This window comes from Streptomyces sp. NPDC032721 (assembly GCF_055579625.1).
Genome location: NZ_JBVIMX010000026.1, coordinates 63,505 through 76,058 on the forward strand (window position 1 = coordinate 63,505; position 12,554 = coordinate 76,058).

General features: G+C 69.7%; 13 protein-coding genes. 10 read left to right on the plus strand and 3 right to left on the minus strand.

The features are described from left to right. Positions 1 to 86: 86 nt before the first annotated feature. The 3 genes from argH to ACZ5PB_RS38005 all read left to right on the plus strand — a co-directional run bounded on the left by argH (position 87) and on the right by ACZ5PB_RS38005 (position 3,796). On the plus strand, positions 87 to 1,514 hold the full coding sequence (gene argH, locus ACZ5PB_RS37995) for an argininosuccinate lyase (protein WP_468697694.1): 1,428 nt from the start codon (positions 87 to 89) through the stop codon (positions 1,512 to 1,514). Between the two features lie 177 nt (positions 1,515 to 1,691). Next, positions 1,692 to 2,240 carry a TetR/AcrR family transcriptional regulator gene (locus tag ACZ5PB_RS38000; protein ID WP_468697696.1) on the plus strand — a complete coding sequence of 183 codons (549 nt, stop codon included), beginning with the start codon at positions 1,692 to 1,694 and terminating at the stop codon, positions 2,238 to 2,240. Further along, positions 2,237 to 3,796: an MFS transporter gene (locus ACZ5PB_RS38005; RefSeq protein WP_468697698.1), complete on the plus strand. Its 1,560-nt coding sequence runs from the start codon at positions 2,237 to 2,239 to the stop codon at positions 3,794 to 3,796. The genes ACZ5PB_RS38000 and ACZ5PB_RS38005 overlap by 4 nt, the downstream gene beginning before the upstream one ends. Before the next feature lie 103 nt (positions 3,797 to 3,899). Here ACZ5PB_RS38005 and ACZ5PB_RS38010 read toward each other — a convergent pair whose 3' ends face one another. After that, complete coding sequence (locus ACZ5PB_RS38010; protein WP_468697699.1) at positions 3,900 to 4,571, minus strand: lysophospholipid acyltransferase family protein; 672 nt, start codon at positions 4,569 to 4,571, stop codon at positions 3,900 to 3,902. A gap of 202 nt (positions 4,572 to 4,773) precedes the next feature. Between ACZ5PB_RS38010 and ACZ5PB_RS38015 the strand changes: the two genes are divergently transcribed. From ACZ5PB_RS38015 to ACZ5PB_RS38025, 3 genes are all read left to right on the plus strand, one after another. Continuing rightward, positions 4,774 to 5,943: a glycerophosphodiester phosphodiesterase gene (locus ACZ5PB_RS38015; protein ID WP_468697700.1), complete on the plus strand. Its 1,170-nt coding sequence runs from the start codon at positions 4,774 to 4,776 to the stop codon at positions 5,941 to 5,943. A 91-nt stretch (positions 5,944 to 6,034) separates the two neighbouring features. Next, the gene (locus ACZ5PB_RS38020; RefSeq protein ID WP_468697701.1) at positions 6,035 to 6,541 is read left to right on the plus strand and encodes a sigma-70 family RNA polymerase sigma factor; all 507 of its coding nucleotides are present in this window, start codon (positions 6,035 to 6,037) and stop codon (positions 6,539 to 6,541) included. Positions 6,542 to 6,577: 36 nt separating this feature from the next. Then, positions 6,578 to 7,078 carry a GNAT family N-acetyltransferase gene (locus ACZ5PB_RS38025; RefSeq protein WP_468697703.1) on the plus strand — a complete coding sequence of 167 codons (501 nt, stop codon included), beginning with the start codon at positions 6,578 to 6,580 and terminating at the stop codon, positions 7,076 to 7,078. 399 nt (positions 7,079 to 7,477) lie between these two features. Here the strand turns inward: ACZ5PB_RS38025 and ACZ5PB_RS38030 are convergent, their stop codons facing one another. Continuing rightward, the gene (locus ACZ5PB_RS38030) at positions 7,478 to 7,900 is read right to left on the minus strand and encodes a hypothetical protein (protein WP_468697704.1); all 423 of its coding nucleotides are present in this window, start codon (positions 7,898 to 7,900) and stop codon (positions 7,478 to 7,480) included. A gap of 1 nt (position 7,901) precedes the next feature. After that, complete coding sequence (locus tag ACZ5PB_RS38035; protein WP_468697705.1) at positions 7,902 to 8,261, minus strand: hypothetical protein; 360 nt, start codon at positions 8,259 to 8,261, stop codon at positions 7,902 to 7,904. Positions 8,262 to 8,785: 524 nt separating this feature from the next. Here ACZ5PB_RS38035 and ACZ5PB_RS38040 point away from each other — a divergent pair. The 4 genes from ACZ5PB_RS38040 to ACZ5PB_RS38055 all read left to right on the plus strand — a co-directional run bounded on the left by ACZ5PB_RS38040 (position 8,786) and on the right by ACZ5PB_RS38055 (position 12,445). Further along, positions 8,786 to 9,874, plus strand: coding sequence for a methionine ABC transporter ATP-binding protein (locus tag ACZ5PB_RS38040; RefSeq protein ID WP_468697707.1), 1,089 nt, complete (start codon positions 8,786 to 8,788; stop codon positions 9,872 to 9,874). Continuing rightward, positions 9,871 to 10,539 carry a methionine ABC transporter permease gene (locus tag ACZ5PB_RS38045; protein WP_468697710.1) on the plus strand — a complete coding sequence of 223 codons (669 nt, stop codon included), beginning with the start codon at positions 9,871 to 9,873 and terminating at the stop codon, positions 10,537 to 10,539. Before ACZ5PB_RS38040 ends, ACZ5PB_RS38045 begins: the two co-directional genes overlap by 4 nt. 102 nt (positions 10,540 to 10,641) lie before the next feature. Further along, on the plus strand, positions 10,642 to 11,502 hold the full coding sequence (locus tag ACZ5PB_RS38050; protein ID WP_468697711.1) for a MetQ/NlpA family ABC transporter substrate-binding protein: 861 nt from the start codon (positions 10,642 to 10,644) through the stop codon (positions 11,500 to 11,502). Positions 11,503 to 11,794: 292 nt separating this feature from the next. Next, entirely contained in the window at positions 11,795 to 12,445 is a 651-nt protein-coding gene (locus ACZ5PB_RS38055; protein ID WP_468697714.1) for a GNAT family N-acetyltransferase, read from the plus strand. The last annotated feature ends 109 nt before the right edge of the window (positions 12,446 to 12,554 follow it).

Consider the following 12,554-nt stretch of genomic DNA (forward strand, 5'->3'; position numbering starts at 1 on the left):
CTCGTTGAACCTGCCGCTCCCTCCCCGTTCCTCCGCGCGGGGAGGCGGCGGCACACCCGAATCCGATTTCCCGAGGAGCAACAGCTGTGAGCAGCAACACCGGTGACGTACGGCTCTGGGGCGGCCGGTTCGCCGACGGTCCGGCCGAGGCCCTGGCCAAGCTCTCCGCGTCCGTCCACTTCGACTGGCGGCTCGCCCCGTACGACATCGCGGGATCCCGCGCCCACGCCCGCGTCCTGCACAAGGCCGGGCTGCTCACCGCCGACGAGCTGACCCGCATGACCGCCGGGCTCGACCGCCTCGAAGCGGACTTCGAGGAAGGGTCGTTCGTCGGTACCGTCGCCGACGAGGACATCCACAGCGCCCTGGAGCGCGGCCTCATCGAGCGGGTCGGCGCCGACCTCGGCGGCAAGCTGCGGGCCGGCCGGTCCCGCAACGACCAGGTCGCCACCCTCTTCCGGATGTACCTCCGCGACCACGCCCGGATCATCGGCGGTCTGATCGCCGAGCTCCAGGACGCCCTGATCGGCCTCGCCGAGACGCACCAGGACGTGGCCATGCCCGGCCGCACCCACCTCCAGCACGCCCAGCCCGTGCTGTTCGCGCACCACCTCCTGGCCCACGTACAGCCGCTGGCCCGGGACGCGGAGCGGCTGCGCCAGTGGGACGACCGGACGGCCGAATCCCCTTACGGATCGGGTGCGCTGGCGGGTTCCTCGCTCGGGCTCGACCCGGAGGCGGTCGCCGCCGACCTCGGCTTCGAGAACGGCTCCGTCGGCAACTCCATCGACGGCACGGCATCGCGTGACTTCGTCGCCGAGTTCGCCTTCATCACCGCGATGATCGGGATCAACCTCTCCCGGATCGCGGAGGAGATCATCATCTGGAACACGAAGGAGTTCTCCTTCGTCACCCTCCACGACGCCTTCTCCACCGGCTCCTCGATCATGCCGCAGAAGAAGAACCCCGACATCGCGGAGCTGGCGCGCGGCAAGTCGGGACGGCTCATCGGCAACCTGACCGGGCTGCTGGCCACCCTCAAGGCCCTCCCGCTCGCGTACAACCGCGACCTCCAGGAGGACAAGGAGCCGGTCTTCGACTCCTGCGACAGCCTGGAGGTCCTGCTGCCCGCCTTCACCGGCATGATGGCCACCCTCACGGTCCACCGCGAGCGCATGGAGGAGCTGGCCCCTGCGGGCTTCTCGCTGGCCACGGACATCGCGGAGTGGCTGGTCAAGCAGGGTGTGCCGTTCCGGGTGGCGCACGAGGTCGCGGGTGCCTGCGTCAAGGAGTGCGAGCAGCAGGGCATCGAGCTCGACGAGCTGTCGGACGAGCAGTTCGCCAAGATCTCCGAGCACCTGACCCCCGAGGTGCGCACCGTGCTCAACGTCCCCGGCGCGCTCGCCTCCCGCAGCGGGCGGGGCGGCACCGCCCCCTCCGCCGTCGCCGTACAGCTGGCCGAACTGAAGGCGGACCTGGCGACGCAGCACGCGTGGGCGACCGCCAAGCAGTAGCCCCCGTGTGGGTACGTACGACAGGGCCCGGCCGCCTCGCAGTGAGTGAGGCGGCCGGGCCCTGTCTGTGTCGGGTGTCGGGTTAACCAAGGGTGATTGTTCGTTCCATTTGGGTTAAGTGGTGTACGGCGTCGGTCGGTTGAGACACTGACGTCTCATTCGGTCTATGCTTGTCTCATGACAGTCGATCGTGAACAGGTGCTGCGCGCCGCCGCCGCCCTCCTCACCCGCAAGGCGACCTCCACCATGGACGAGGTCGCCAGGGCCGCCGGCATCGGACGGGCCACCCTGCACCGGCACTTCGCCGGCCGGGACGCGCTGATCAAGGCGCTGGAGGAGTTCTGCCTGCGCGAGATGGACGCGGCCCTGGCCGCCGCGCGGCTCGACGAGGGGACCGCGGCAGACGCACTGCGCCGGCTCGTCGCCGCCGCCGAACCCAGTGCCGGCCTGATCTCCTTCCTGATCACCGAGAACCAGCTCTTCGAGAACGACCAGAACGAGGGCTGGGACCGGATCGACGTCAGGGTGGCCGCCCTCTTCCGGCGCGGCCAGGAGAGCGGCGAGTTCCGCATCGACCTCAGCCCCGCCTGGCTGACCGACGCGCTGTACGGGCTCATCTCGTCGGCCGCCTGGTCGATCCAGGACGGGCGCAGCGCCAAGAAGGACTTCCAGCACATGATCGTCGAGTTGCTGCTCGGCGGCGCACGACGGAGCGTGGAGAAATGACAAGCACCGACCGGCGCGCGCACGGGGCAGAGCCGGACCTCCCGCCGGACTCCATATCGCGCCTCGGCCGCTGGGTGGCCCTCGCCGTACTCGTCCTCGCCGTGCTCCTGGTCGCCGTCGACGCCACGGTGCTCGGCCTCGCGACCCCGTTCCTGAGCGAGGACCTCAAGCCGTCCGGCACCCAGCTGCTGTGGATCGGCGACGTCTACTCGTTCATCATCGCGGGCCTGCTGGTCTCCATGGGCAGCCTCGGCGACCGTATCGGCCGCAAGAAACTTCTGCTCACGGGTGCCGTCGCGTTCGGCGCGGTGTCCGTGCTCAACGCGTACGCGTCCAGCCCCGAAATGATGATCCTTGCCCGCGCGCTGCTCGGCGTCGCCGGTGCCACCCTCATGCCGTCCACCCTGGCGCTGATCCGCAACATCTTCCACGACCCCAAGGAACGCAGCCTCGCCGTCGGCATCTGGGGCGCCGCCGCCTCCGCCGGTGCGGCCGTCGGCCCGGTCGTCGGCGGATTCCTCCTCGAACACTTCTGGTGGGGCTCGGTCTTCCTCATCAACCTGCCCGTGATGGCGGTCCTCGTCGTCGTCGGCATCAAGCTGCTCCCCGAGTCCAAGGACCCCAACCCCGGACCGTGGGACCTGCTCAGCGTCGCACTGTCCCTGGTCGGCATGGTGGCCGTCGTGTACGCCATCAAGGAAGCGGCCGTGCACGGCTTCCGCTGGGACATCGCCGCCGCCGCGGTCGTCGGCGTGGCCGCGCTGTACTGGTTCGTACGGCGCCAACGCACGCTGCCCTCCCCGCTCCTGGACATGCGGCTCTTCCAGCACCGCGGCTTCTCCGGCGCCGTGCTCGCCGACCTGCTGACCATCCTCGGCCTCGCCGGACTGGTCTTCTTCCTCTCCCAGTTCCTGCAACTGGTGCAGGGCCGCTCCCCGTTGAACGCCGGACTCATCGAACTCCCCGCCGCGGTCGGCGCGGTGATCGCGGGCCTCGCCGCCGGTTACTTCGCCCGCCGGGTGTCCGTACGCGCCGCCGTCTCGGGCGGTCTGACCGCCGTCGCCCTCGCGCTGGCCGGCTGTACGTTCCTCACCGCCGACACCGGCGAGGTGGCGCTCGGCGGCGCCCTCTTCCTCGGCGGACTCGGCGCGGGCCTGGCCTTCACGGTCACCGCCGACGTCATCCTCTCCAGCGTCCCCAAGGAGCAGGCGGGCGCCGCGTCCGCGGTGTCCGAGACGGCCTACGAACTCGGCGCGGCCCTCGGCATCGCCCTGCTCGGCTCCATCGTGACCGGCATCTACCGGGGCTTCCCGGTCCCGGCCGGAGTCCCCGCCGACGTCTCGGCGGCCGCCCACGACTCGCTCGGCGGGGCCGTCGAATCCGCGGCCACACTGCCGCCGGACCTCTCGACGGCCCTGCTCGACTCCGCGCGGGACGCCTTCACCGACGGCTTCCAGACCGCCGCACTGATCGGTGCGCTGGTGCTGTTCGCGACGGCGGTCGCCGCCTGGTTCATGCTGCGCGGGCAGAAGCTCGAAGAGGGCATCGAGCACTGACCGCACGCGCCGCACTGGCCGCACGCGCCGCGCATACGAGGAGGGCCCCACCGGATCGCTCCGGCAGGGCCCTCCTCGTACGTCCGGTGTCCGGTGCGGACGCTCAGGCCGCCTTCGCCTTGGTCGCGTACATGTCCACGTACTCCTGACCCGACAGCTGCATGACCTCGGACATCACCGAGTCGGTCACCGCCCGCAGGACGTAGCGGTCGCGGTCCATGCCCTCGTACCGGGAGAACTCCATCGGCTCGCCGAAGCGGACCGTCACCTTGCCGGGGCGCGGCAGGCCCGAGCCGCCGGGCTGGATCTTGTCGGTGCCGATCATCGCGAACGGGACCACCGGAGCACCCGTCATCAGCGTCAGACGCGCGATGCCGGTGCGGCCCCGGTAGAGACGGCCGTCGGGGGAGCGGGTGCCCTCCGGGTAAATGGAGAACATTTTGCCTTCCTCCAGCACCCGGCGGCCCGTCATCAGCGCCGCGACGCCACCGCGCCCGCCGTCCCGGTCGACCGGGATCATCCCGCAGCTGGTGAAGAACCAGGCCATCAGGCGGCCCTTGATGCCCTTGCCCGTGACGTACTCGTCCTTGCCGATGTAGTGGACCGGGCGGTCCAGGCAGATCGGCATGATCATGGAGTCGATGAACGTCAGGTGGTTTCCGGCGAGAATGACCGGACCCGTCCCCGGGATGTTCTCGGCGCCTTCCACCTGGGGGCGGAACATCAGGCGCAGGATCGGTCCGAGCACTGCCTTGATGAGCGCGAGACGGGACAACGGTTCCTCCGAAGTCGTAATTCTTTGGGTGGTCCGACGCCTTTACTCGGGTCGGTGCAGGTGAGGACGATACTCGCGGGTCGCCGGTGATCGCACATCGGGTTCACCAAGTGGATACGCAGTGTTGACGTGCGATTCCGGTGCGTCTCGTCCAGGTTCCCCACTCTTTACGTCGTAGACCTCTCAGCCTCAAGGAGTTTTCATGACACAAGGTGCGCAATTCGGTCCGGGCCGCAGGACGCTGCTGGGCGCGGCGGTTCTCGGTGCGGGTGGAGCGGCCCTCGGGCTCTCCGGTACGGCGAACGCGGCCGGACAGCGCAAGGGCGGTCACGGCGACAGCGGATACAAGAGCCTGCCCGTGCCCACCGTCGTCGGCCACCGGGGCGCCAGCGGCTACCGGCCCGAGCACACCCTCGGCGCGTACCAGCTCGCCCTCGACCTGGGTGCGCACGTCATCGAACAGGACGTCGTGCCGACCAAGGACGGGCACCTGGTCTGCCGCCACGAGAACGACATCACCGGCACCACGGACGTCTCCGCGCACCCCGAGTTCGCCTCCCGCAAGGTCACCAAGAAAGTCGACGGCGTCGAGATAACCGGCTGGTTCACCGAGGACTTCACGCTCGCCGAGCTGAAGACCCTGCGGGCCAAGGAGCGCATCCCGGCCGTCCGGCAGCGCAACACCCTCTACGACGGCCGCTGGCAGGTCCCCACCCTGGAGGAGGTGCTCCGCTGGGCAGAGAAGGAGGGCCGCAGGCGGGGCCGCCAGGTCTGGCTGCACATCGAGACCAAGCACCCCACCTACTTCCGGGGCCTGGGCCTGGGCACCGAGGAGCCGCTCGCCCGCCTCCTGCGCAAGTACGGCCGCCACAGGAAGAACTCCCCGACCTTCCTCCAGTCCTTCGAGCCCACCAGCCTCCAGCGCCTGGCGAAGCTGGTGGACGCGCCGCGTGTCGTCCTGCTCGACGGCAACCGCGCCTCGCGCCCGTACGACTTCGTCACCTCCGGTGACCCGCGCACCGTCGGCGACCTGATCAAGCCCGAGGGCCCGGGCGGCCTGAAGTGGATCGCGTCCTTCGCACAGGGACTCGGCCCCTCCCTCGACCTGGTCATCCCCAAGGACGCCGCGGGCAAGCTGGGCAAGCCGACCACCCTCGTACGGGACGCCCACGCGCGCGGCCTGATCCTGCACCCGTATACGGCACGCAACGAGAACAGCTTCCTGCCCGCCGACTTCCGAGTCGGCACCGACCCGGCCGCCTACGGGGACGTCTTCGGCGCCCTGAAGGCGTACCTCGCGACCGGCATCGACGGCATCTTTTCCGACAACCCGGACACCGCGCTGCTCGCGGCGGCGGACCTCAGGGGGTAACCCCGCGTCCGCGGGAGGCCCGAACGGGTGAGACGTGGGCGGACCGGCAACCGCAGCCGGCTCCGGCCGCGTCCCGCCCGGCATGGATCTCATGCTGCAAGAGGTGCAGGCACTCACCCCGCTGCTCGCCGCCGAGGCCGCGGCGGAGGCGCCGGGCGCGGGAGTGGAGGCGGCCGACCTCGAACAGGCCGTCTGGGTGAGGCTGCTGGAGCAGGACGGCGGGGTGCCCGAGTCCCCGGCCGGCTGGCTGCGCAGTGCGGTACGGGCCGAGGCGCGACTGGCCAGGCGCCGGACGCAGCGGGAGGAGCCGTACGCCGCCGAGCCGCCGGAGGCGTACGACGCGGGCCCCGAACCGGTACTGCTGGCCGCCGAACGGCGCCGGGTACTGCGGGCGGCGGTCCGCCGCCTCCCGGCGCGCTGCCGTCCGCTCCTCGCCCTGCTGCTCTCGCCGGCCGACCCCACCTACCGGGAAATCGCAGGGGAGTTGGGAATGTCACAAGGGAGTTTGGGGCCCATGCGTTCCCGTTGCCTGGGATGCCTGCGCAGAATGCTCGCGGCGGAGGTTGCGCCCCCCGAACGCTGGGGAATGGAGCCGTAGACCGGCCGGTGCAGCGGGCGAGCAGGAGGCACACACATGGGCACGAGCGTGATCATCTCTGCGGCGGACGAGCGGGATGCCGAGCAGATCCTCAAACTCCAGTACCTCTGCTACCAGAGCGAGGCGGAACTCTACGACGACTACGGCATCGAGCCGCTGACCCAGACGCTGGCGGCGCTCCAGTCCGAACTGGGGGAGGGGTACGGGCTGGTAGCCCGGCTCGGCGACGAGATCGTCGCGTCGGTACGGGCGACCGTCTCCGCGGACGGCACGGCGCTGATAGCCAAACTGATCGTGCATCCGAGGATGCGCAGGCACGGGCTGGGCGGGCGGCTGCTGGCGGCCATCGAGGCACATGTGGCGGCGGCCACCCCCGCCAAACGCTTCCGCCTCACGACGGGCCACCGGAGCGAGGCCAACCTCCGCCTCTACCGAAGCCGCGGCTACGCGCAGACCACGTCGACGGCCGCCACGACGCGGCTCACCCTGATCACGCTGGAAAAGGAATCCCCCCAGGCGTACACAACCAGCGCCTGACCCTGGGCGGGAGCCGCATGGAGGCTCCGCTGCGCGGGGCTTCTCCCCTCCCCGCCCCTTCCCGAAACTGGGGCGCTGCCCCAGACCCCGGCCCGTGCGGCCGGGCGGGGGTGGGTGGGCTGCCGGGGCTGCGCCCCCGGGCCCCGGCTGGGTGCGGGCATGTGGGTGGTTGGGCAGGTGGCGGGCCCGGCCACGGCCGGTGGTCATGTTGCAGGTGAGTTCTTGGCTGGCCGCGCAGTTCCCCGCGCCCCTGAGTACTCAGGGGCGCGGGGAACTGCGCGAGCAACCACACTCGACCCGCGCATGCGAACCCCCGGCCCCGCGGAGCGGTTTAGGGAAGGGGTGGGGAGGGGCAACTTGCCCGCCGTACATCCAGGGCAGGGAGGCCCGGTCCCGGGCCTACCTTCGGCCCCGCAGCCACAGCAACCCCGTCACCGGCAGGATCACCGGGATCAACAAGTACCCCGCCCCGTACTTCGACCACACCGTCGCATCCGGGAACGCCCCCGGATCCACCAGCGTCCAGGTGCCCACCACCAGCACCCCCACCAGCTCCACCGCACAGCACACCAACGCCACCCGCCGCGCCGTCTCCCCGCCCCGTACCAGCGTGTACGTGATGAAGGCATAGACCACCGCCGCCACCGCCGACAGCGAGTACGCCAGCGGCGCGCGGTCGAACTCCGTCGCGATCTGGTACGCCGAGCGCGACACCGCGCCGACCGACATCACCCCGTACAGCCACACCAGCAGCAGCCCAGGCCCCTTGACCAGTCGCTTCTTGCCCGCGCCCGCGCCCGCGGACGCCGTCGTGTCCGGCATGTCAGCCGCCCCAGATGTCGTGGAGGCGGACCTCCAGGACGGCGAGCACCACGGCCCCGGCCGCCACCGTGATCGAGCCCCACTTGGTCCGCTCCGCGAGGCTCATGAAGCCGGCCGCGGGGACCGCGGCGAACGAGCCGATCAGGTACGACACGAAGATCACGTTGCCCTCGGCGGGCTTCTCGCCCCGTGCCAGCTGCACGATGCCCACGACCAGCTGGGCGAGCGCGAGGACCGTCACCACGGCCATGCCGATGAAGTGCCAGTCCTTGGTGGGCTGGTCGCGGAAGGCGGCGTAACCGCACCAGGCGGCGAGGGCGAGCGCGGCCACGGAGATCAGAGCCGTCAGGGCGTCAAGCATGAGAAGGAGCGTATCGGGCAGTTCCCCGCATCCGCCCGCGGCCCCCGTCCACGTCCCGCGGGCGTGGTGTTCGCCACAGCCGGACCGCCGGAAGTCCCGTCAGTGCTGGGATCCGGTACAGACCCCGTCCGTTGTACGGACAATTGTCGTCCGCTATTCGGACACCCTGGATCGGCTCGGACGGGTGTCTGGTTTACTCGTTCCCATGACCACGACGAGCAGCCGCACCCTTGCGACCGAGGCGATGATGACGCCCGGTGCTCGTTGTATGTGTCGAATGTGCGACTTCTGAGGGCCCCTGCCAGCACCTCGCGCCCCGAAGCGAGGACCGGTCCGGCCGCGTACGTACGAAGGAAGCCTCCACGCCGTTCCCGTACGTTCCGCGCCCGCCCCCGCGCCCTCGGCTCCGTAGAACCGGAACCCCCCGAGCCGAGCAGTGCCGTGCCCACCCCGGACTTCCTGCCCCGTGCCGGCGGACATCACCACCACGCCGCCGCGCACTCGACAACAGTGATGGAAACCCTGTGATCACCACTACTGGCCTGACCAAGGTCTACCAGTCACGCGGCCGTGAGGTCACCGCCCTCGACGGCGTCGACCTGCACGTCCGTGAGGGCGAGGTGTACGGCGTCATCGGCCAGAGCGGCGCCGGCAAGTCCTCGCTCATCCGCTGCGTCAACCTGCTGGAGCGCCCCACCTCCGGCACCGTGACCGTCGACGGCGTCGACCTCACCGCCCTCGCCGGACGCTCCACCCGCGCCGGCAAGGAACTGCGCGAGGCCCGCAGCCGCATCGGCATGGTCTTCCAGCACTTCAACCTGCTGTCCTCGCGCACCGTGCAGGGCAACGTGGAACTGCCGCTGGAGATCCTCGGCATCTCCGGCAAGGAGCGCACCCGCAAGGCGCTGGAGCTGCTGGACCTGGTCGGCCTCGCCGACAAGGGCAAGTCGTACCCCGGACAGCTCTCCGGCGGTCAGAAGCAGCGCGTCGGCATCGCCCGCGCACTCGCCGGCGACCCCAAGGTGCTGCTCTCCGACGAGGCGACCAGCGCGCTCGACCCCGAGACCACCCGCTCCATCCTCCAGCTGCTGCGCGACCTCAACCAGCAGCTCGGCCTGACAGTCCTGCTCATCACCCACGAGATGGACGTCGTCAAGACCGTCTGCGACTCGGCGGCGCTGATGAAGCGCGGACGGATCGTCGAGTCCGGCACGGTGAACGAACTGCTCGCCACCCCGGGTTCCGAGCTGGCGGCGGAGCTGTTCCCGGTCACCGGCCAGGCGACAGGCCCCGGCCGCACCGTCATCGACGTGACCTTCCACGGCGAGGCCGCCACCCAGCCCGTCATCTCGCAGCTCTCACGCACGTACAACATCGACATCTCGATCCTGGGCGCCGCGATGGACACCGTCGGCGGCAAGCAGATCGGCCGGATGCGCATCGAGCTGCCCGGTCACTACGAGGAGAACGTCGTGCCCGTCGGCTTCCTGCGCGAGCAGGGCCTGCAGGTCGACGTCGTCGACGACGAGGACGACGTCGAGCCGGCCGCGCTGCCCGTACAGGTCCCCGCCCTGGTCAACGAGACCGCGCTGGTCAAGGAGAACGTGAAGTGACCTGGTCAGAGATGCAGCCACTGCTGTCGCAGGGCATCATCGACACGCTCTACATGGTGCTGTGGTCCACCGTCGTCTCGGTGGCCGTCGGCCTGCCGCTCGGTGTGTTCCTCGTCCTCACGGACAAGGGCGGCCTGCTGCAGAACACGGTCGTCAACAAGGTCGTCGGCGTCATCGTGAACATCGGCAGGTCGCTGCCGTTCATCGTGCTGCTGATCGCGCTGATCCCCTTCACGACGCTCATCATGAACACGTTCATCGGCCCCAGCGCGATGGTGGTGCCGCTCGCGATCGGCGCCATCCCCTTCTTCGCGCGGCTCGTCGAGACGGCCGTCCGCGAGGTCGACCACGGACTGGTCGAGGCCGCCCAGGCGATGGGCGGCGGGGTGCCGACCGTCGTCTTCAAGGTGCTGCTGCCGCAGGCGCTGCCCTCGCTGATCTCCTCCGTCACCACCACGTTCATCGTGCTCATCGGGTACTCCGCGATGGCCGGCGCGGTCGGCGGCGGCGGACTCGGCAGCGTGGCCGTGACGTACGGATACCAGCGCTTCGAGACCCAGTTCATGATCATCACGGTGGTCGTGCTGGTGGTCCTGGTCTCGCTCGCCCAGCTGATCGGCGACGGCGCGGTGCGCCTGCTCGCCCGCCGGGGCCGTACCTCCTGATCACCGCGGACACCGCCCCCGTACCTCCTGAACTTTTCTCCCCCGAGCCCGCACTCCTTGTCCGGGCGTACCACCCGCAAGATCAAGAAAGAGGCACTTTTCGTGCGTAAGAACATCAAGATCTCCCTGGCCGCCGCGACCGTCACCGCCCTCGCCCTGGGCGCCACCGCCTGCGGCACCGCCTCCGACCCGTCCACCAAGGCGGAGACCGGCGGCAAGGTCGACGAGTCCAAGGCACTGGTCGTCGCCGCGTCCCCGACGCCGCACGGCGACATCCTCAACTACGTGAAGAAGGAGCTGGCGGACAAGGCCGGACTCAAGCTGGAGGTGAAGGAGTTCTCGGACTACGTCCTGCCGAACACCGCCACCCAGTCCGGCGAGGTCGACGCCAACTTCTTCCAGCACAAGCCCTACCTCGACGACTTCAACAAGAAGCAGAAGACCGACATCGTCCCGGTCGCCAACGTCGAGCTGGAGCCGCTCGCCCTCTACTCCAAGAAGGTCAAGGACCTCAAGGACCTGAAGGCCGGCCAGACCATCGCCGTCCCCAACGACACCACCAACGAGGGCCGCGCGCTGCACCTCCTCGCGGAGAACAACGTGATCACCCTCAAGGACGGCGTGGGCACCGACGCCAAGCTCTCCGACATCAAGGACAAGAAGGGCCTTGAGTTCAAGGAGATCGAGGCGCCGACCGTGCCCCGCGCCCTGGACAGCGTCGACGCCGCCGTCATCAACGGCAACTTCGCCATCCAGGCCAAGCTCAACCCGGCCAAGGACTCCCTGGTGCTGGAGAAGGCCGACGGCAACCCCTACGCCAACTTCCTCGCCGTCAAGAAGGGCAACGAGAAGGACCCCCGCGTGGAGAAGCTCGTCAAGCTGCTCCAGTCCGACGAGGTCAAGAAGTTCATCGAGGGCAAGTACAACGGCGCCGTCGTCCCGTCCTTCGGCCCGGTCAAGTAACTCCCCGGTCGGCCGCCGGTCCGGCGCCGCGCGACACGCGCGGCCCAAGTGGCCGATTTCGTACGATACTTGACGTCGAAGCCCCGTACTCCCGCACGGAGTACGGGGCTTCGGCCCGTCCTGCCGACGTCACCCGCAGCGCGGACCCGGTCATGCGTGGCGGGCGCACCATGCTGCATGCTGTGCGTTCACGGCATTCACGGCGTTCACGCCCCGCACGACGGACCTGGCCGACGGCCTCCGGTCATTCGGCACTTCGGTATTCCTTCGGTATTTCGGTATGGAGCTGCGCATGACTACCACCTTCCCGGACGTCTCCATCAGCACGGACCGGCTGGTGCTGCGCCCCTACGAGGAGGCGGACGTCCCCGCGCACATCGAGATGATGAACGACGAGTCCGTCACCGCCTGGACGGACTCCCCCCACCCCTACACCGCGCGCGACGCCGAGCGGTGGGTGCGCCGCATCGCCCCCACCGAGCGCACCCAGGGCCGGGGCATCGTCTTCGCCGTCACCGAGTTCCTCACCCAGCGCCTCGTCGGCCTCGTGCGTCTCTCCCGTACCGACTGGCGCATCCAGGCCTCGGAGATCAGCTACGTCACCGCCCCGTGGGCCCGCGGCGAGGGATACGCCACCGAGGCCGTGCTCGCCGTCGCCCAGTGGCTCTTCCGCGACCAGCGCTTCGAGCGCATCGAACTGCGCACCCCGGCCGACAACACCGCTGCCCAGCAGGTCGCGCAGAAGATGGGCTGCATCAGCGAAGGGGTGCTGCGCAACGCCTGGATAGCGCGTACGCGCACCGAGAACGGCACCGACGGGGGCTGGACGGAGATCCGTACCGACCTCATCGTCTGGAGCCTGCTCCCGGAGGACCTCGAAGGCGTCGCGGACCAGATGGCGGACGCGGGCGGCTACGCCTCCACGTACACCGACTGGAACTGAGCCGGACCTCGGGACGCTCGGGGCTTCAGGACCTCGGGCCGCCGTTCCCAGTGGTCTGGACCAGGTACGCTCACCCTGCCCACCAGCCCGTTCCACCTTTTTCAGGAGA

Excerpts from the sequence above, each read along its gene's own strand:
- ACZ5PB_RS38000 (WP_468697696.1), top strand. The coding sequence starts at position 1,692 with ATGACAGTCGATCGTGAACAGGTGCTGCGCGCCGCCGCCGCCCTCCTC.
- ACZ5PB_RS38005 (WP_468697698.1), top strand. The coding sequence starts at position 2,237 with ATGACAAGCACCGACCGGCGCGCGCACGGGGCAGAGCCGGACCTCCCG.
- ACZ5PB_RS38015 (WP_468697700.1), top strand. The coding sequence starts at position 4,774 with ATGACACAAGGTGCGCAATTCGGTCCGGGCCGCAGGACGCTGCTGGGC.
- ACZ5PB_RS38020 (WP_468697701.1), top strand. The coding sequence starts at position 6,035 with ATGCTGCAAGAGGTGCAGGCACTCACCCCGCTGCTCGCCGCCGAGGCC.
- ACZ5PB_RS38025 (WP_468697703.1), top strand. The coding sequence starts at position 6,578 with ATGGGCACGAGCGTGATCATCTCTGCGGCGGACGAGCGGGATGCCGAG.
- ACZ5PB_RS38030 (WP_468697704.1), bottom strand. The coding sequence starts at position 7,900 with ATGCCGGACACGACGGCGTCCGCGGGCGCGGGCGCGGGCAAGAAGCGA.
- ACZ5PB_RS38035 (WP_468697705.1), bottom strand. The coding sequence starts at position 8,261 with ATGCTTGACGCCCTGACGGCTCTGATCTCCGTGGCCGCGCTCGCCCTC.
- ACZ5PB_RS38055 (WP_468697714.1), top strand. The coding sequence starts at position 11,795 with ATGACTACCACCTTCCCGGACGTCTCCATCAGCACGGACCGGCTGGTG.